Raw genomic sequence first — 20,264 nt, forward strand, 5'->3', positions numbered from 1 at the left:
CTTTTTTGACTTATTGTTGTACTCTAAGTTTACTGTTTTTGTAGCCATAACCAAAGTAAACTACCAACCCAATCCCAAACCAAACAATAAACCAGAACCAGTTTTCGTGAGTCATTCCCGTAAGGAGATAAAGGCAAGAACTTAATCCTAGTAGAGGGATAAGAGATAGATTTTTAATAAAAGCTAATAGAGACAAAACTAGGTTAATGATTAGATAAATAAATATGGCCAATCTAAATTCTCCTTCTTCAGGGTCGTTCCAATCCATCAAAGTACTGAAAAATTCAGGAATGAGATTATAGAAGAAAACGACTCCACCAGTAAATAAAACTGGGAAAATATATTTAGCATTGATGTAAGGCATCTGGAAACGACCTTCTACTTTTTCTTTTCTTGGTAAGAGAAGAACGCCACCACACACTAAAACAAAGGCAAATATGGTACCGATACTCGTAAAGTCTAAGATGAAAGATTTATCTGTAAATAAAATGGGAATGCCTACAACCAAACCTGTAATAATGGTTGCAAAAGAAGGAGTTTTTCTTGTAGGGTGTATTTGTTGAAATTTTTTTGGAAGTAATCCGTCGCGGCTCATAGAGTACCATATTCTAGGTTGCCCCATTTGAAATACAAGAAGAACGCTAGTTATCGCAATAATTGCAGTAATTGAAACCACAAGTTCCATCCACGCAACATTGGCATTAGAAGGTTCAAAAATAAATGAAAGTGGGTCACCCACACCATCAAACTTTCTATAATCTACCATACCTGTAAGTACTAGTGTAAGTACCATATAGATGGCTGTACAAAGTACTAAAGCGATTATCATACCTTTTGGAAGAGTTTTTTGAGGGTCTTTGGTTTCCTCGGATAAAACACTCAAAGCATCAAAACCTATATAGGCGAAAAATACGCCAGAAACGGCACTCATCACTCCAATAAATCCATTAGGCATCATTGTAGGCTGGTGTGTAATGTTGCTTATAGGAGTCCAATTATCTGTATTGATGTAAAATACACCTACAGCTATCACTAATATAACAACAGCAAGTTTTAAGATTACCAATAAGTTGTTAAAGTTTTTACTTTCTTTTATTCCAATGTAGCATACCCAAGTAATTAACCCATTGATAACTAAGGCAGGAATATCCACTATAAATTTTAATCCGCCAATAACAGGAGCGTTTTTCCAAGCCGAAATAAGGGCAGGGTGAGTAGACCCTTTGAAAAAGGCTTTTTTAGCTTCGGAGTAGCTACAAGTGAGGTAGTCAGGTATATTAATTCCTATTCTAGAAAGAAACGAAGTAAAGTAATCTGACCAAGAAAAGGCAACATAAATATTTCCAAAAGAATATTCCATAATTAGAGCCCAGCCTATTATCCAAGCTATAAGCTCTCCAAAACTAGCATAGGCATAGGTGTAGGCAGAACCAGCGGCAGGGATTCTACTAGCAAATTCAGCATAACATAGAGCCGTAAAACCACAAGCTACACCACAGATAATATAAAGTGTAATAACTCCAGGACCACCTCTAAAAATAGCTTCGCCTAGACTACTAAAGCTACCGGCTCCTATAATAGCTGCAATCCCAAAGAATACAATGTCCCAAACCCCTAAGGTTCTCACAAAGGAGCTTCCTAGGTCATTAGGGTTATATGATTTTGTTTTAAATAGTTGTTTCATACCTTATAAAGATGAACATTAAAAAGGGAACAAATGTAAAAGTTTTTTTCTTAAAAATGCTACTTGTTTATTTTTTTCGTATTCAAGGCAGTAGAGTTGTTTATAAATTTCGCAAATTTGTAAGATGAAAAAGTTAATACTTACCTATTTACTTCTTTGGAGTTCTGTTATTTTTAGTCAAATAATTATAAATAGTGCTGATAATACAGCTTTGCCAGCGACGGTACATTATTGTGAAGGCAGTATTTATAATTTAACTTTGAACGCTGAATCCACGAGTACGGGAGATTATAGCATTACAGAAACTACTTTAAATATAGCTAATCCCTCCACTTTTGTTCCTTTTGAAAGGAGAACAGGAAACAGTAATTTTTCTAAAGCTATAGATATTGGCTTCCCCTTTAGTTTTTATGGCAGAACTTATACTAAAGTAGTTGTGGGTAGTAACGGAAGGTTGGTTTTTGGAGATAATGCTGATTTAGAGAATTTATATCAAAGCAATTATCAAGATAAAGTTTATAGTGGTAATGGTACAGAGGCTAATCGTCAGTTGCCTAATATTATTTATAATCAGGTAGATACTTCAAACCCTTCAAGGGCTTTAAGTTTAGCTAATTTATTTTTAGGTTTTACAGATATAGGTTACTATAACTCTAGCGATTATGATAAAATAACCTATTCACAAACCATTTATAGCGGTAAAAGGGGCTTGTTAATTTCGTTTGAGAATATTATAGAACTTCATTCTGACTATAATAGAACAATTAGCTCTAAAGTGTTATTGTTAGAAGATAATTCTTTTATTGTTAGGGTAGTTAAAAGATTGGGACAAAACGCTATTCTAGGAATTCAAAATTCAGATGCAAGTAAACATAAATTTGTTCGTAACTACAACAACACCAACTGGACTGAAAGTGGAAATATAGCCTATTTATTTACGCCTAACCAAACACTTACACCGAGTGCAAAATGGTTTGTAGATGGTGTAGAACGCTCTACAGATAGAAATTTCACCTACCTGCCTGTAAATGATGCAGAAAGACTAAAAGCCGAAATCACTTTTTCAGACGGTACCACACCTGTAGGGAATCCCATTTCTCAAGAGGTTGAGTTTAAAAAAGTATTAACACCAAGTATTAGCTCTGAAAGACAAACAGGTTGTGCTGCGGGTTATAAACTTTCTGTACAAAACCCTATTACGGGTATCGTATACCAATGGTACAAAGAAGGAGAATCTTTTGCAGTGGCAACAGGCAATTCTTTTATAGCGACTACAAACGGTAATTACTATGTTAAAGCCAATGGTTGCCAAGAATCGGCTAGAACAACGGTAGATATTAGTTCTGATTTACTACCTATAGGCTTTCTAGAGAATCAGATTTTTACAGAGTGTGATGCTTTAGGGAATAATCAAAGAGAAATTAACCTTTTGGATAAGGTAGGTTACCTAGCTGGAACAGGATATACAGTAGTGTTTTTAGATGAACAAGGTAATGTAGTAGCTACAGAAGCTAATGGTTATAAGTATACCATTGCTACAGGAGTTGAAAAAACATTGCAAATGAAAGTGTCTTCTAGCAACTGTACAGAGATTAGAAGTTTTAAATTAAGTTATCTATCTTTACCTAAAGACCCAATAGCGGAGCGAGTGTGTTTTGATACAACTACTTATAACCTTAGAGAAAGTTTTGAAAATGTTTATTTCGGAGGTCGAGGTTATACCTTTCTTTATTCGGTAGATGGAGGCAATACTTATAGTGCTTTGCAAGAGGTAAATCCTAGAGTAAACACACAACTTATGGTAAAAATAAAACACCCTAATTTTAGTTGTGAAAGTGTCATAAACCTAAACTTTGAGTTTTTGGACGAAGTTAGAGTAATGCCTATAACCCCTTTTCCTGAACATTGTTTCAGTTCTACAGAATATTTTGACCTTAACCAAACTAAAAGAGAGCTAGAATATAGTCCAGATATTGAAGCTACATTTTATACAGATGCAGCTTTAACGCAACCAATTCGTAATCTTAACTATAGAGGTAGTGGCACTATTTATATTAAAATAAAGAATACAGCCACAGGGTGTGTAGCTTCTGTAGTACCTACATTAGAGCTCAAAATCTATCGTAAACCAACTATATATACTAATTTGTTAGAGCAAAAAATATCCGCTTGTGGGTCTTCTGTTTTTGATTTAACAATTACAAACACAGACCGATTTATTAGAAATAGAGGACAATGGAATGGCGATTTAGTGATAGAATATTACGATAGTAATAACCAAAGGCTTACAGAAACTGAATGGAAAAACTATAACCTAAGCACTCGTGGCAGACCGTATGCTATTTTCGTTTTTAATACTACTAATAATAGAGAATGCCTAGATAGAATTGATTATGATTTGGTAGAGCTAATAAAGCCACAAGCGATAAGTAATCAGATTTTAATTTGTACTGAAAGTAGCTATACTTTAGATGATTTTAAATCAAAGGTTATCAGCAATCCTAGTAGCTACACATTTTTAGACGAGAGTGGAAATCCACTCACTTCGGATTTTTCTTGGAGTGGCTTGCCTTATGTGGTAAAATTCTACATTAAAAATAATGAAATAGCTTGTATGTCTGATTTACAGCAAGTTTCATTTGTGCAAAATACATCTGTAACGGTTAATCATACTATCAATGCATTTGAAATATGTGACACTAACTTTGACGGAATAGCCACTTTTAACCTTAACGATTGGAAATCTCAAATTACGTCAGACAACGCTGCTATACTTGAATTTTACAGAGATGCAGCAAGAACGGATTTAATAAGTAATCCACAGAGCTATCAAAATCAAATTGCCTTTGGGGAGAAAGTTTATGGTATTGCTAGAAAAACAGGACAATGCCCAAATCATTTTGAATTTGATTTAAAGGTTAAAACCCCAACCAAAATATTGCCTATTAATGATGTGTATTTGTGTTATGGTGAACCTGTGTCTGTTTCGGTATCTAACGCGTCTGATTTTACTTCTGTTAAATGGAAATTGCCAGATGGTACTATTAAAGTAGGTACAAGCCTTAGTTTAAATTACTCTGAAGTTCAGTGGGGAATTTACACGGTAGAAGCGATTAATGTTGCAGGTTGTCCATCAATAATAACTTTCAAAGTAACAGACGAACATCAGCCTAAAATTGTAAGTGTTATAACCGATAATGATAGGATAGAAGTTACTGCCGAAGGAGGCGTTCAGCCCTATACCTACATTTTTAACGGAGTTCCGCAGCAGTCCAATATACTTTTGAACCCCGCAGATAGCCAATATACCATACAAGTAAGGTCGGCAAATGGATGTTTAGGAGCTCCTTTGTCCGTTTATTTCTTGAAATTCACTAATGTAATAACGCCTAACGGAGATGGTAAAAATGATGTTTGGACAGTGGAACATTTGGATAAAATGAAAGAAGTAAGTATGGTTATAATGGATCGCTATGGGAAACCTGTTTTTAAAGCCGAATCTGGTGGTAACTTGGTTTGGGACGGTACAGAGAAAGGAAGAGAATTACCGAGTGCTACTTATTGGTATGTCGTGAAATGGTACGACCCAGCCACTCAAAGAAACGAAGCTAAACAAGGTTGGATTTTGCTTAAAAACTATTGATACTAATCTTTATTAAACTTAAATATAATCGTAATGAATATTATTTTAGCATCTACTTCTACCTTATACGGAGGAAAATATTTAGAGTATTTAAAAGACGAAATTATAAATCTTTATCAAGGGATAGATGAGGTTTTGTTTATTCCATATGCTCGTCCAAATGGTATTTCTCACGAGGAATATACTTCTACAGCAAGAACTTTTTTTGAAAGCATAGGCATAAAGATAAAAGGACTTCACGAGTTTGAAAATGTTAAAGAAGCCATACAAAATGCAAAAGCATATTTTACAGGTGGCGGGAATACTTTTTTACTTGTAAAAACTTTACACGAATTGGATTTGATGACTACCTTGAAAGAGCAAGTACAAAGCGGAAAACCTTATCTTGGGACAAGTGCAGGAAGCAATATAGGTGGGCTTAATATGAAAAATACTAATGATATGCCGATTGTATTTACACCTAGTTTTGAGTGTATGGAATTGGTTCCGTTTAATATCAATCCGCACTATTTAGACCCAGACCCTAATTTGAAACATAATGGCGAAACTAGAGAAACAAGAATTAAAGAATTCCTTTCTCAAAATGATACTAAAGTAGTAGGACTTAGAGAAGGTAATTGGATACGCAGGATAGGAGATAAAATAACCGTGGAAGGCTCTCATCTTACTAGAATATTTGAAGCAGGAAAAGAACCTTACGAAATAGAAAGTGGTACCGAACTTTAATCTTTGATAATTAAAAATAAGGTTTCATTAAATCTAGTAGAAAATCAGGGCAGGGCATTATTCGCCCTGTCTTTGCGTTTAGGAAGAAAAGGGTGGTGGAGGCTTCCGTTATTTTCTCGCCTTTAGGATTGTAGATTTCATAGTCAAAAACAATCCTTACACCATCGGGAAGTTTTTTAATAAATGTATGAATTTCTAAAACTTCATCATAACGAGCGGGTTTCAAATACTTAGTATGATATTCAGACACAGGGAGCCAAATACCTCTGTTTTCTATCTCATCATAAGCAACCCCAATATTACGGAATAGTTCTACTCGTGCAACCTCAAAATATTCAGCATAATTTCCGTAGTAAACATACTTCATAGGGTCTGTTTCGCCATATCTTACTCGTACTGTGTGTACTGTGTGTATCATATCAAGTTTTTCTTTTATACATACAAATATATTTCTAAAAAATCAAGGGAGCAAGTGCTTTTTTTTAAAATTAAAAACTCAGATATTTGCCCTCCCATTAAAGTCAAAAATTAACTAAGTAATATTAAACAACATGGAGCAAGATTTATTCATTATTTGGGATAGATGCCTACAATTTATGAAGGATAATCTTAATGCTATGGAGCAAGGAGATGCTATGGGTAAACTAGGCAGCTCATTCCATTTGTTGTTTGATAGAGTACAGCCAATATCATTAGTTAATAACAATTTGACCATAGGTGTTCCTAGTGATTTTTATAAAGAATACATAGAGGAAAACTATTTGCCATTATTGTCAGCAGCTCTTAGAAAAAATATAGGTAAAGGTGTTAAGCTATGGTATTCTGTACTAGATAAAAAATCTCAAGAAAATCAACAGGTACAACAACAGACAGCTACTCATATTAAAGGTATGAGTATGCCAGTTCCTAAACCTCAGGAAATTATGCCACCGTCTTTGTCTAGTAAGATACAAAATCCTTTGGTAGTACCTGGTTTAAAAAAGATAAGTGTAGAGTCTAATCTCAATCCAGTACATTCATTTGATAATTTTGTGGAAGGAGAAAGTAATAAGTTTGCTTTTTCTGCTGCTAAAATTATCGCTAAAAGACCTGGAGAAACTTCTTTTAACCCCATGTTTATCTATGGTGGTGTTGGGGTAGGGAAGACGCATATTGCCCAAGCAATTGGTTTAGAAATTAAAAATACATATCCAGATAAAGTTGTACATTATTTATCATCTGAGAAGTTTATACAGCAGTTTATAAAAGCGGCTAACTCCAATAGAGGCAATGCTAATAGCAGAGAAGATTTTGCTAACTTCTATAAGATGTTAGATGTACTTATTGTAGATGATATTCAGTTTTTATCTGGTAAAAGGGCAACACAAGACTCATTCTTCCATATTTTTGACTATTTGCACCAAAATGGAAAGCAAATTATCCTTACTTCGGATAAGGCTCCAGCAGACATTATGGATATTGAGGAGCGAGTAGTATCTCGTTTCAAATGGGGGCTTACGGCGGAGATTAAATCGCCTGATTATGACACTAGAAGAAAAATTATAGTGGATAAACTCCATAGAGATGGTATTGCTCTTAGTGAGGATATGATAGATTTCTTAGCAGGTGAGGTACAATCTAATGTTAGAGAATTGATTGGTGTTATCAATGCGGTTATTGCTTATTCTACTATTTATAAGTCTGATTTAACTTTAGACTTATTGAAGGAGACAATCAATAAAATATCGGCTAACCAAAAGAAAGTTATTAGTATTCCTTACATTCAGGAGGTGGTTTGTGATTACTTTGGTATCAAGAGAGAGCAATTATTATCTAAAACTAGAAAGAGAGATATTGCATTACCAAGGCAGTTGGCTATGTATTTCGCAAAGGAATTTACAGATGCTACCTTTACGAAGATAGGTGAGGAGATGGGAGGTAAAGACCATTCTACGGTAATGTATGCTTGTGATACGGTTAAAAATACGGCAGAGGTAGATAAACAAATGCGAAAGTACATAAAAGAATTGAAGGAGAAAATAAGAAAATAATTTTGATTTTTTAGGTTAGTATTAGAAAAGGGATTATCTTAGGGCGTTCGTAGTTTTAGGGTAATCCTTTTCAATTTAGTAAAAATATTGGTTATGAAAATTTTAATGCTTTGTTTGGGTAATATATGCAGAAGTCCTTTAGCAGAAGGTATTCTAAGGGCTAAAATATCAGAAGAGTATTTTATAGATTCAGCAGGGACGAGTGCTTATCATGAAGGAGCTGAGGCAGATCCAAGATCTATCCAGACTGCCGATTTTCACGGTATTGATATTAACGGTCATAGATCTCGCCCTTTGGTGAAGGAAGATTTTGAAATTTTTGACCGAATTTACTGTATGGATAAGCAAAACTATAAAGATGCTTTGGCTTTAGCAGAAAATGAGGAGCAACGCCGAAAACTAGTACTCATTCTAGAAAATAATGCCGAAGTACCAGACCCTTATTATGGTGGTGTAGGTGGCTTTGAAAAGGTGTATCATATGTTGGATAAAGCTTGTGATAGAATAGTTTTGGAACTTAATTTAAAACCTCGTTTATAATGTTATTTCTTATACCTGCCTATTTATCAGAAGAAAGTCCAAAGGAATACTTTGCTCCTATTATAAAGGATTATATCTTAAAGACTGATTATTTTTTTGTAGAGAATGAAAAAACAGCAAGAAAGGTAATTAAGTTTTTTTGCCCTGAAAAAAAACAGTCAGAACTCAGGCTATTTTTACTCAATAAACATTCCGAAGAGAAAGATTTGCAGGAAGCAACACTCTTGATGAAACAGGGGACAGATTTTGGGCTTTTATCTGAGGCTGGATTGCCATGTATTGCCGACCCTGGTAATATTATGGTAAAATGGGCGCATCAAAATGATATTCAGGTAGTGCCTATTAGTGGACCTTCATCTATTATTTTGGCTCTTATTTCAAGTGGATTTAATGGGCAAAATTTCACTTTTAATGGCTATCTTCCTATAGATAAAGTGGAGCGAAAAAAACAAATTTTGTTTTTGGAGCAGCAGGTTCAAAAGACAGGATATACACAAATTTTTATGGAAACACCTTATAGAAACAATCAACTTTTGGAAGATTTGTGTAAGTTTCTAAATCCTAATACTAAGCTTTGTATCGCGGCTAATGTTACTCATCCTAGTGAAGAATTTATTAAAACAAAAGAAATCAAAAATTGGAAGAAAGATAAGCCTGATTTACATAAAATTCCAGCTGTGTTTGTTATTGGTGCTACTAGATAAAAAATCTAAATTTTTAGCCAAGCTAAACCTTGTTCTGTCTTTAAAGCTAAATCGTAAAGAGAGTAGCTTTTAGTAATGTTCTCTAATTTGGCTTTTATTTCTCTAAAATCATTGTGTACAGGGCAAGGATTTACAGATGAGCATTCTTTTAGTCCTAGTCCACACTTGGTAAAAAGTCCACTTCCATCTATGGCGACAATAATGTCGTAGATTTTAATTTCTTTAAGTTGTTCTATATCAATAGAAAATCCACCTTGGTGCCCTCTTACAGACTCTATGATATTAGCCTTACAGAGCTGTTGTAGTATTTTGGCAATAAAAGCTACAGGAGCATCAATAGACGCCGAAATTTCTTTTACATTAACCCTTTGATTGTTTAGTCTTTTTTGGGCAATGCAAATGGCAGACCTAATGGCATATTCGCACGCTTTAGAAAACATAACTAGATGGATTATTTAAAGTATTGCCATTTAGGGATAATCATCAATAGACCTAATCCTACATATAAAAATAGATTGGTAACATCTGTGTATAGGAAGGTAGAAAGATAAAACTGGTGTAGAATAAAATGGGCTATTACAGCCAAAGGAAATAAAAAGACACCTATTTTTCTAAACAATACGATAAGGAAAAGCCCAACTAATGCTAATAAATCTACTCCGAATATAAGGTAAAAATACCAAGTAGGTATATTGATACTTTCGTGCTGAGAGAACTCATCTATATCAATACCCAACCCCATAAGAGTAAATATAGCTAAAATCCCAATAGCTATATAAAAGCTATTAGTTTTTTTAGGCTCATCATTAAAGTAGTTTCTGTCTTCCATTCTGTAAAATTAAAAAAAGCCTTTGATAAAACAAAGGCTTCTTACAAAAAATAAGTTATTAAGCTTTAACAGCTTGTATTAGTCTGTTTTTATCACTCAGATACTCTTCCATAGAAATCATACTTTCTGTTCTGGTAACATCTTCAATGTCGTCTATTTGGTAGATGACATTCTTAGCATCTTCTGTATTTTTGGCTTTCATTTTACAGAAAATGTTGTATTTACCAGATACTACACTAGTTTCTATAATGTTAGGGATTTTTTCTAATTGTTTCAACACTTCTTGGGTTCTATTAGATTTAGTTAATAGTATTCCTATAAATGCGGTAAAAGTATAGTCTAGTTTCTCGTAATCTATTTTCAGAGAAGAGCCTAAAATAATTCCTGCGTCTTCCATTTTCTTAACTCTTACATGTATGGTCCCTGCAGAAACATTAAGATTTTTTGCTATTTCTGTAAAAGGCATTCTTGTATTTTGTACTAAATAATCTAAAATGCTTTTGTCTATTTCGTCCAAACGGTAATCCATAGTATTAAATATTTTTACTTTATTATCAAAATTTGAGTTTTATTTTTACAAAATTACGAAAAAAAACGAATAACTTAGTTATTAAATTTTGACATTTTATGTTAATTTTTTTGAGAAAAATTTAACAAATTTATTTTGTCTTAGTACTGTCCGTAGTTTCCTTAGCTTTGAAACTATCTTTTTTCTTTCTACTGAAGAAACGATTGAAACTTTTACTATAAACCACACCGCCTCCCCAAGATTGGTTAGCTCCTGCGTTTTGTCCCACAATATTAGAAATATTAGAAGGTTTAGAGTAGGCTCTTAAGATACGACTACCATCATTACTTTTAGACCAATCATACTCTATAATTCCTTCTCCAGAAAGAAAATTATTTGCTTCTGCGTTTTGGTTTCTTGCGATAGGAACACCTAATCCTGTTTTAATATTAACTCTAGGAGAAAGGGTAAAGCTTAATCTACCAGAAGCTCTATCAGCGGTATTGGTAGCTTGATCTCCGCGGATATAATCCAAATCTATTTGGAACTGATTACTAATGGTATTAAGTACCGCACCAAGCTGCTTCATTAGAAGAGCGTATCCTTGGGAAGTTACAGTACTTCCTACATCAAATGTAAGACCTCCTGTGTTAGCTACATTGAAATTGTTAAGTGCTAGAATAGAACCGAACTGAATGATTTTTTCATCTGGGGTACTCATTCTAAAAGCAAGAGCTTCTTTAATCTGACTAGAAACATCAGGTGTCTTTATATCAAACTGAATATCAGGGTTAGACAATGATTGTGTGATTTTAGTTTCTAGCATTACATTTACGGGAGGAAGCTTTCCAGTGTTAAGGTATTCTCCCAAGTTGGTTACGGTTCTGTAATAGTTAGCCGAAATATTGAGTGCTGGATTCATCACATTATTATCCCAAGAAATGCTACTTCCCTTTGCTATTTGGAAAGAGCGTTCTAGTACTGCTTTTGAAACATAAGTTCCGTTATCTACCACATAGGTTCCGTTCATAGACATTTGTCCGCTTCTATTCATTCTAAACCTCAAGTTCTCAGCGGTTCCTCTCACGCTAATATCACCTATATCATCGCCTACCAATACATTTACAGTAGAACCTCGGTCCACATCAAGAGCTAATTCTATATTCATATTCGCTCCAGATTTTTCTCGCTTACTAACGCTAAGTACACCGTCTTCATTTCGTTCTACAAAGCGAAGCATTTTAAATTCATCTACCGAAGTCGCTGAATTACTATTAAGTGTAAATACACTATTGTTAAGAACTTTTGTTTTTGCATTGATATTAAGAGCGGTAACAGCACCATCTACAAATATATCTCCTGTACCATAAACTCTCCCCCAAAATACATCAAAATCTCTTTGAGTGGTATTAAGAAGCATTAAGTTATCCGTTCTAATAATGAGGTTGAGCCCCATAGAGGCAATGTCGTCAAACTGAATTGCCCCGGAAACACTACCTTTAGAGTTATTTCTTCCATCGCTTATCCCAATATTATTAAGAACAGCAAACCCTTTTGATAAAGGAATAACAGTGTCATCAAAATAATAATCTACTCCTGAGAAATTGAGTTTAAACCCAAATTTAGATAGGGCTATATCTCCATTATAGTTGATGTTGTCTACAGTACCATTTATCTTAAGTTGCCCACTAGCATTACCTCTAAAGTTGCTAAATACAGCTTTCACAAATTCTTGTACAAATGCTAAATCAAATTTATTTAAGTCAGCGGTAAGGTCTAGGCTAGGAGAAGGCGTATTGTTATCTACTTTCCCAAAGATTCTGAGCTTATCATTACCAAAAATATCTGAAGAAGTTACTTTAAGATCTACATCAAAAATATTTGGACGCTCGGTTTTCTCTGCATTGATGAGTAAATCTCCTAAGTTTTTATCATGTATAGAGAAACCATCTACTTTTAAATCTACAATAGGTTCTATGTTATTTTTGAGGATAGCTAGTTTTATGGTTCCGTTAGCATTACCTTTAATATTTAAGTCGGAACTACCTTCTTTTAAGGCTAATACTTTAGAGAGATTAACATTCTTAACATCAATATTGGCATTGATGTTTTTAGCATCTTTATAAGTGCCATTAACTAAAACTTCACTGTCGTCAGAATAAAATTTTAGATTTTCAATGTCTATAAATCCTGTTTTTTTTCTGTAGGTAATAGAGTGATTAAGCTCTGGCGAAGTGTCTACATTCCATACAAAACTATTGAGTTTAACCTCAGTAGGCTCAAATCTTATAATATAATCACCGTTTACATTAGTGGTTTGATTAAGATTAACCGCGTAAGATTTCATAGCGTCTTCCTTCTCATCTTTATCGGTGCCATGTAAAAACCTTATGGCAAGGTGGAGATGTTCTCCATCAGGATTTTTGCCTATAATACTAGCGTTTTTAAGGATATTTTTATTGTATTCAGCACGGTTCATTTCCAAAGAGAAATTATCTTCTCTACTTTTGGTATCTATTTTAAGTGCTAGTCCATCAATCATGATGCTATCCTTTTTAGCAGGAGATTTTATATTATACTTAACATCTGTTTCTGCTAAAATTTGGTTTACCTTTTCGGTTTCTTTTTTACCAATGATATATTTTAAATAGCTAGTATCTGCATTTAATAGTAAATCATTACTATTGCCGTCATAACTTCCAGATACAGAGAGTATGTTACTTACTCTCAAATTCGGTTCAAAAAAGTTGATAAGTCCTTGTGAAATTTTGAAGTCTAAATCTAAATATTGCCCTCTATATAGGCGTTTAGGTTGATTGGTAACCAGTAGTTTACTTATACTATTTTGTACCATACCACCTATATCTCCCAGATTGAATTTTCCTGCAACTTTACCTTCTACTACATTAGGTGCGTTTACGGATACAATTCTTTTTCCGTCCTCAAAATAAGCTTTAACATCTCCTGTTGGAAGATCTATTTTTTGGTCTTTGGATAAAACTTTAACATCTCTAAGATGAGCGTTTAGTTGCATATCGTTAATGTCCTTCATAGATACTTCTGCATCTACATATCCACTTAAGATTTGTCTTTCAGGGCTTCCAGAGAAGTAGCTGGCGTTCAAATGGTTGATATCTGCTGTTACATTGGCATATAATCTAGGAGTACTAAAATCAAAAATACCTTTAACATTTGCTTGGGCATTTTCATCATTTATGTTTACAATACCTTCGTAGCGTTTTTTGTTAAGATATCCGTCTAAAACTAGATTATTGAGGGTTTTATCTAACAGCTCTATACGCCTGATGTTAGACTTAGTTCTGAGTTTCATTTGATTGATATCAAAGCTTTCTCCATCTAAATCAAATCGACCAGAAATGAGCCCAACCTGTGGATTTTTGGTAATGGTGGCTACATTCAGATTAGTAACTTCTAATAAGCCATTATACTTAGGAACTTTACTATACTCTCTTAGAGTAAAACGGTCTATTTTTGCCTGTCCAACACCTGAAATTAAATTTCCTCTTAAAGTAATTTGTTCAGGGTTGGCTTTTAGCATACCGTTGTACTTTATTCTACCAAAATCATCAGCCACATTACCCATTTTTTTTGAAATAAAGCTAGGGAACAAGCTTTTCAGCCCTTTATAAGTAAGGTCTGTAGAGATACTATTGGTTTCTACGGAGAAACTTTTATCTAGTATTTTGGCAACCTTTATAGATGATGAAACTATTTTAGAATCATTATCACCTATGGAAAATTGGTTTAGAGTAAAGTTATTAAGTACACCAGTCATATTTCCTGAAGTATTGATGGGCTTGTAGTTATCCCAATCTTTTACAAAGTAACTGATGTCATAGCCACTTATTTGGCTACCTTTTTTAAGTTGCATATCCCATTTTACCTTGTTGCCAAAGTCTGCCCAAGTACCATTGTTAAGATTAAATTTTAAACTTCCGTGTAGTAAGCTATGGTTAGTATTGATGAGCAAATCGTCTAAGAAAAGAGCCTCTTTGGTTAGAGAAAAATCCGTAGAGAAAGTATCCAAAAAGTGCTTTTTGCCCCATCTTTTAGTTGTCATTCTAAGTTGATTTACTTTAGCACTAACTTCTGGACCTTTAACTTTTAACTCTGGAATTATCAAGTTTAAATTTTCGGCATCTAGCCATCTTCCCGCGTCTCCTGTATGATTTTGATTGACGATAGAAAGTTTAGAATCTTTAATAATTATACGAGTTTTAAGTTGAAATGGAGGTCTGTTGGGGTCTGGTTTTTTACCATTATCGAAAAGCTCTACAAAACGGATAAAATTAGGTATGCTATCACCTTTGTAGGTAATCACTTTCATATCCAAGTTTTTGATAGATAGTGATTGGAACTTGATATGTCTAGAATTTGCTAAAATGGAAAACCAATCAGAATCTGCATACAACTCTTTAGCCTTAATAAAATGGTAGCCTCTGTGGTCCTTTACAGTTACTTTATGTAGCGTAACATCTCCAAAATAATTAAGGTCTATTTTTTCAAAGGCTATCTGGGTATTAAGGTCTTGGTTGAGTTTGTTTACCACTTTTTTGGTAAGCCAATTTTTAGTAACGGGTAGATTGATGGCAATAAATCCAATGGCAAATAAAGATAAAATTGTCCAAAAAAGTACCAACAAAAGTTTAGCCCACCAAGAGTAGCTAGTCACATCTTTAGTGGCTTGTTTTGCAAATTCTTCAGCGGTTTCTTTAGGGTTTTCTATAGCGTCCTTTAAAAACTCTTTGGTTTCTTGTACTTTCTTTTCTATGTGTTGTTCCGCCTCATTTATTTTGTTAGAAATAGGATTATCTTTTTTGTTATCGTTATTATTATTTAAATTTGCCATAATTATGAAACAATCTATTATCTTAGGTATAGAATCCTCTTGTGATGATACTTCCGCAGCTATTATTTCTGGTAGAAAAATTCTTTCCAATGTAGCTGCCACTCAAGCTATTCATAATGAATATGGTGGCGTAGTGCCAGAGCTAGCCTCTAGGGCACATCAGCAAAATATCATTCCTGTGGTAGAGCAATCTATACAAAAAGCAAATATACAACAAAATGAGATTTGTGCCATAGGTTTTACGAGAGGTCCTGGACTTTTAGGCTCTTTACTAGTAGGGACTTCCTTTGCGAAGTCTTTAGCGATGAGTTTGGAAGTTCCACTGATAGAGGTTAATCACCTTCAGGCTCATATTTTGGCTCATTTTATAGAAGATGCCAATCCTAATCCGCCCAAATTTCCTTTTTTATGCCTCACGGTGAGTGGTGGGCATACGATGATTGTCTTGGTTAAAGACTATTTTGATATGGAAATTATTGGGAAAACTATAGACGATGCTGCAGGAGAAGCATTTGATAAGATAGGAAAAATATTTGATTTAGATTATCCTGCTGGACCTATCATAGATAAGAAATCTCAAAATGGAAATCCTGATGCATTTGCATTTAATAAGCCTAAATTAGAGGGCTACGACTATTCTTTTAGCGGAATTAAAACTTCGGTGCTGTACTTTATACAAAAAGAATTAAAGAAAAATCCTCAATTTATTGCTGAAAATATAGATGATTTGTGTGCATCTGTTCAGAAAAATATTATTGAAATATTGATGACGAAACTAGAGAAAGCGGCTAGTGATTTAGGCATTAAAGAAATAGCGATAGCTGGTGGCGTTTCGGCTAACTCTGCCTTGAGACGGGCTATGAGAGAAAACGAACTAAAGTTAGGTTGGAATATCTATATTCCTAAATTTGAATACACTACGGATAATGCCGCAATGATAGCAATGGTAGCCCAACTAAAATACGAAAGAGGAGAGTTTGCCAACCTTTCTACAACGGCTACCGCAAGATATGAGTTAAATGCAAAGTAAAACCTTTTGATATGAAATTATTTTTTGGAGAAATTTTAAATGATAAAGTAATAATTGATAGTGATGAACAACATCATATATCAAAGGTTTTGAGGATGAAGGAAGGGGAGATGCTTTATGTAACCGATGGTAAAGGGAATGTGGCAAAAGGCAACCTCATACTTGAAGGGAAAAAAGTAGAGTTAAATATTTTAGAAATCCAAACGAAGACGCCTCCATTTTCGCCTTATTTGCATATTGCAATAGCTCCTACCAAAAATATAGACCGTACAGAGTTTTTTGTAGAAAAAGCTACCGAAATGGGTATTTCCGAAATTTCGTTTTTATTAACGGAGAAGTCCGAACGCAAACATCTCAATATAGATAAAATTCAGAAAAAAATCATAGCAGCATCTAAACAGAGTTTAAGGTATCATTTTCCAAAGGTTAATGATTTACAGAAATTCACTAGCTTTATGCAAACTCAAACTGCCGAAAATACTTTTGTAGCTCATTGTGATAAAGCATTTAAGCGAGTATCATTATCCGAAATTCCTTTAGTTGATAAAGTTTGTTTTTTAATTGGTCCCGAAGGCGATTTTAGTCTATCAGAGATAGAATTATTACTAGAAAAAGGTGTACAAGCGATATCATTAGGCAACCAAAGATTAAGAACGGAAACAGCAGGAGTCTTCGTTGCTGCGTGGAACTATCATAAAATGTTATAAAAAAAAGAGAATCAATATTTTTGATTCTCTTTTTTAGATTTATTTTACAACTGTGAAATAGATGAGTAATGCTATTCCTACAATAATTCTATACCAACCCCAAGGTTTAAAACCGTATTTTTTTATCACGCCTATAAAAAACTTAATAGCTATCACAGCAACTACAAAAGCGACTAAATTACCCGCTAAAAACAACTTTAAATTATCACCGTGTGTAAGCATTTCGTAGCCTTTTTGTTCTACACCTAAATATTCCCACTTTTTTACAAAAATAGAATATACCGTAACAGCAAGCATAGTAGGTACGGCTAGAAAGAAAGAAAACTCGGCAGCAGCTTCTCTAGAAAGTTTTTGTTGCATACCTCCAATAATAGAAGCTGCACTTCGGCTAGTACCAGGCATCATAGCTAAACATTGCCAAAAACCTATGGTAACAGCTTTTTTTATACTGATTTCTTTTTCTGTATGTATTTCAGGTGTTTTAAATACTTTATCAATAAATAGAAGAACCACGCCACCTAAAACTAAAACTACGGCGATGGGAATAGGGTTTCCTAAGACAGATTCTATCATATCATCAAATAGATAACCTAAAACCAATGCTGGAACTACGGCAAAACCAAGTTTGATATAAAAGTTGAAATTCTGAAAGTTGAAAAACTTTTTCCAATATAAAAATACCACAGCAAGGATAGCACCTAATTGTATGGATACTTGAAACATTTTAACAAATTCGTCTTCTTGTATCCCAAATATAGAACTTGTGAAAATCATATGTGCGGTAGAGGAAACAGGTAGGTATTCCGTTAAACCTTCAATAATAGCAATAATAATAGCTTCTAAAAAATTCATGACTTAAAAAGTTTAAAGCAAAAGTCAATTGCGTTATAGAACAATTGACTTTAATTTCTGTATTATAAAAAATGATTATTTTCTTTTCAAAATAGCATAGACTTGTATCACAAATCCTGTAATTACCAATAGTGGAGCAATGCGTATTCTTCTGATAGAAAAAATATCCTCATTCCAGTAGTTTGGGTCAAATTTACCATCGGGCGTTGTGTTAGCTCCAGACCCCATCATAAGAATAAATCCTAAAACAATACACACCAAGCCTATAAGCATCCACTTATAATTGTCTTTTTTGAAATAAAAACTATTTTCGTTTGTTTTATTTTGTTCTGCCATAGTTTAAGAATAGTATAAATCATCAATATTAGTTCTAAGGAACCTCCAAGTTGCAAAAATAGTGCTTAGAACAGTGATAAGGACTCCAACTCCAAAAACCGCTAAAACCAATTGTATGTACTGATTAGTATCTTGTACAAACGGAGTTCCTATTTGATTAGTAAAATAATACCAAACTCCAAATAGTGCTAAAAGCCCAATAACAGCACCAATGAGCCCTAAAATAACGGCTTCTATGATGAACGGTTTAAGGATAAAACGACGCTTAGCACCCACAAGTTGCATAGTCTTAATAATGAATCTTTTAGAAAATATTTTTAGTCTAATAGAGTTGTTAATCAGTACGATTGCTAAAATTAAAAATACCAAAGAAAATGCTAATATCCAAGTGAGGATTCTGTTAAGGTTATTGTAAACCTCAATCATTAGGTCGCTGTTATTTTTTACTTCTACAATGCCATCTACTTTTTCTAATTCTTTAACTACACCTTGTATTTCCTCAGGGCTTACGAAATTTGGCTTTAGAGAAACCTCTACTGAAGACGGGAATATGTTTTCTTCAAAAAGAGCGTCAGCATCTATACCCATACTTTTTTTAGCTTCTTTAGACGCTTGTTGTCTTGAGATAAAAGTAGTTTTTTTAACAAACGGAAGTGCTTGTATGGTCTTTATAGCTTCTTGTTCTTGTTTCGCTATTTTTAGAGAATCTTTAGCATCGTAGTTTTCGGAGAAAAAGGCGTTTACTACAAGTTGTTCTTTAATATAGTCTGAATATTTTTGAGCATTGATAAGAATAAGACCGAAAAGCCCTACCAAAAACAAAACTAATGCTATACTAATAACTACCGTGATATTGCTGGATCTCAGCCTTCTTTTGTTAAAATCGTCTACTGTATTAGCCATTAAATGAAATTTTTCGGCTAAAATAGAAAAAATCTTCCGAAATTTGCTCCCAATAAGACTAAAATCATTGTTAATAAAATCATAAAAAAATCATTTCATTTTGACAGTAAAAGCTAAAAAACACCTCGGGCAACATTTTCTTAACGACGAAAACATAGCATCTAAAATTGTAGAAGCTTTAGAGGTTGATGTTCAGGATTTTGTCTTAGAAGTAGGTCCAGGTATGGGAGTTTTAACCAAATATCTTCTTAATAAAAATTCAGAAATATTTGTGGCAGAGATAGATGTAGAGTCTATTGCTTACCTTAAAGAACATTACCCCAAATTAGAAGAAAAACACTTTGTTGGTGATTTTTTAAAAGCTAATTTGACCGAAATTTTCAATTCGGAGCAGGTTTCTGTTATAGGGAATTTTCCATACAATATTTCATCACAGATTTTATTTAAAATAATAGATAATTACGCCCAAATACCAGAAATGGTGGGAATGTTCCAAAAAGAAGTCGCTGAAAGAACTTCTGCAGAACCTCGCACTAAAAGTTATGGGATTCTGTCGGTAATGGTTCAGGCGTATTATGATGTAAAGTATCTTTTTACCGTTAGCGAAAATGTTTTTACGCCACCACCTAAAGTGAAATCTGGAGTTATCAGGCTTACCAGAAATCCTAAAAAAGGTCTAGAAGGCAACGAAGTTTTATTTAAACAAATTGTAAAAGCAGGTTTTAACCAAAGACGAAAAAAATTAAGTAACGCTCTTAAAGGACTTAATATTCCCGAAGCTTTATTAACGCATAATTTTTTAACTTTGCGAGCGGAAGAACTTAGTGTAGAAGATTTTATCATCTTTACTATTGAGTGGAAAAATGCACTAAAATCATCAGCCGTTTAACATTTAAATAAAG

General features: G+C 33.8%; 17 protein-coding genes. 8 read left to right on the forward strand and 9 right to left on the reverse strand.

Annotated features, from left to right (window positions below; translation table 11 throughout):
* Positions 1-10 precede the first annotated feature (10 nt).
* Positions 11-1,684: an APC family permease gene (locus tag RA0C_RS00955; protein WP_004917997.1), complete on the reverse strand. Its 1,674-nt coding sequence runs from the start codon at positions 1,682-1,684 to the stop codon at positions 11-13.
* 124 nt (positions 1,685-1,808) lie between these two features.
* Here RA0C_RS00955 and RA0C_RS00960 point away from each other — a divergent pair, with 124 nt between their 5' ends.
* Both RA0C_RS00960 and pepE read left to right on the forward strand, forming a co-directional pair.
* Entirely contained in the window at positions 1,809-5,327 is a 3,519-nt protein-coding gene (locus RA0C_RS00960) for a T9SS type B sorting domain-containing protein (protein ID WP_004918002.1), read from the forward strand.
* A gap of 33 nt (positions 5,328-5,360) precedes the next feature.
* A complete protein-coding gene (pepE, locus tag RA0C_RS00965; protein ID WP_004918005.1) occupies positions 5,361-6,053 on the forward strand; it encodes a dipeptidase PepE in 693 nt (230 codons plus the stop codon).
* A 10-nt stretch (positions 6,054-6,063) separates the two neighbouring features.
* Here the strand turns inward: pepE and RA0C_RS00970 are convergent, their stop codons facing one another.
* Positions 6,064-6,471, reverse strand: a complete 408-nt coding sequence (locus RA0C_RS00970) for an acyl-CoA thioesterase (protein WP_004918007.1) — start codon at positions 6,469-6,471, stop codon at positions 6,064-6,066.
* Positions 6,472-6,604: 133 nt separating this feature from the next.
* Between RA0C_RS00970 and dnaA the strand changes: the two genes are divergently transcribed.
* The 3 genes from dnaA to RA0C_RS00985 all read left to right on the forward strand — a co-directional run bounded on the left by dnaA (position 6,605) and on the right by RA0C_RS00985 (position 9,327).
* The gene (gene dnaA / locus RA0C_RS00975; RefSeq protein ID WP_004918011.1) at positions 6,605-8,083 is read left to right on the forward strand and encodes a chromosomal replication initiator protein DnaA; all 1,479 of its coding nucleotides are present in this window, start codon (positions 6,605-6,607) and stop codon (positions 8,081-8,083) included.
* 93 nt (positions 8,084-8,176) lie between these two features.
* Positions 8,177-8,623 carry a low molecular weight protein-tyrosine-phosphatase gene (locus RA0C_RS00980; protein ID WP_004918013.1) on the forward strand — a complete coding sequence of 149 codons (447 nt, stop codon included), beginning with the start codon at positions 8,177-8,179 and terminating at the stop codon, positions 8,621-8,623.
* Positions 8,623-9,327: an SAM-dependent methyltransferase gene (locus RA0C_RS00985; RefSeq protein WP_004918016.1), complete on the forward strand. Its 705-nt coding sequence runs from the start codon at positions 8,623-8,625 to the stop codon at positions 9,325-9,327. Before RA0C_RS00980 ends, RA0C_RS00985 begins: the two co-directional genes overlap by 1 nt.
* A 5-nt stretch (positions 9,328-9,332) precedes the next feature.
* Here RA0C_RS00985 and RA0C_RS00990 read toward each other — a convergent pair whose 3' ends face one another.
* From RA0C_RS00990 to RA0C_RS01005, 4 genes are all read right to left on the reverse strand, one after another.
* Entirely contained in the window at positions 9,333-9,767 is a 435-nt protein-coding gene (locus RA0C_RS00990) for an RrF2 family transcriptional regulator (protein ID WP_004918017.1), read from the reverse strand.
* Between the two features lie 11 nt (positions 9,768-9,778).
* Positions 9,779-10,156 (reverse strand): hypothetical protein, encoded by a 378-nt coding sequence (locus RA0C_RS00995; RefSeq protein WP_004918018.1) that lies wholly within the window; start codon positions 10,154-10,156, stop codon positions 9,779-9,781.
* 58 nt (positions 10,157-10,214) lie between these two features.
* Positions 10,215-10,685, reverse strand: coding sequence for an Lrp/AsnC family transcriptional regulator (locus RA0C_RS01000; RefSeq protein WP_004918020.1), 471 nt, complete (start codon positions 10,683-10,685; stop codon positions 10,215-10,217).
* 130 nt (positions 10,686-10,815) lie between these two features.
* On the reverse strand, positions 10,816-15,534 hold the full coding sequence (locus RA0C_RS01005; protein ID WP_004918022.1) for a translocation/assembly module TamB domain-containing protein: 4,719 nt from the start codon (positions 15,532-15,534) through the stop codon (positions 10,816-10,818).
* Positions 15,535-15,538: 4 nt separating this feature from the next.
* Here RA0C_RS01005 and tsaD point away from each other — a divergent pair, with 4 nt between their 5' ends.
* Together tsaD and RA0C_RS01015 are read left to right on the forward strand one after the other, a co-directional pair.
* Entirely contained in the window at positions 15,539-16,564 is a 1,026-nt protein-coding gene (tsaD, locus tag RA0C_RS01010) for a tRNA (adenosine(37)-N6)-threonylcarbamoyltransferase complex transferase subunit TsaD (protein WP_004918024.1), read from the forward strand.
* Positions 16,565-16,575: 11 nt separating this feature from the next.
* Positions 16,576-17,271, forward strand: a complete 696-nt coding sequence (locus tag RA0C_RS01015; protein ID WP_004918025.1) for an RsmE family RNA methyltransferase — start codon at positions 16,576-16,578, stop codon at positions 17,269-17,271.
* A gap of 39 nt (positions 17,272-17,310) precedes the next feature.
* Here the strand turns inward: RA0C_RS01015 and RA0C_RS01020 are convergent, their stop codons facing one another.
* From RA0C_RS01020 to RA0C_RS01030, 3 genes are all read right to left on the reverse strand, one after another.
* The gene (locus tag RA0C_RS01020; protein ID WP_004918028.1) at positions 17,311-18,123 is read right to left on the reverse strand and encodes an undecaprenyl-diphosphate phosphatase; all 813 of its coding nucleotides are present in this window, start codon (positions 18,121-18,123) and stop codon (positions 17,311-17,313) included.
* 75 nt (positions 18,124-18,198) lie between these two features.
* Positions 18,199-18,459, reverse strand: a complete 261-nt coding sequence (locus tag RA0C_RS01025) for a DUF3098 domain-containing protein (protein WP_004918031.1) — start codon at positions 18,457-18,459, stop codon at positions 18,199-18,201.
* Between the two features lie 3 nt (positions 18,460-18,462).
* Positions 18,463-19,362, reverse strand: a complete 900-nt coding sequence (locus RA0C_RS01030; RefSeq protein ID WP_004918033.1) for a cell division protein FtsX — start codon at positions 19,360-19,362, stop codon at positions 18,463-18,465.
* Positions 19,363-19,462: 100 nt separating this feature from the next.
* On the opposite strand from RA0C_RS01030, the gene rsmA reads away from it, so the two are divergent.
* A complete protein-coding gene (rsmA, locus tag RA0C_RS01035) occupies positions 19,463-20,251 on the forward strand; it encodes a 16S rRNA (adenine(1518)-N(6)/adenine(1519)-N(6))-dimethyltransferase RsmA (protein ID WP_004918035.1) in 789 nt (262 codons plus the stop codon).
* Positions 20,252-20,264 lie beyond the last annotated feature (13 nt).

Source organism: Riemerella anatipestifer ATCC 11845 = DSM 15868 (assembly GCF_000252855.1).
In the GTDB taxonomy this organism is placed as follows: domain Bacteria; phylum Bacteroidota; class Bacteroidia; order Flavobacteriales; family Weeksellaceae; genus Riemerella; species Riemerella anatipestifera.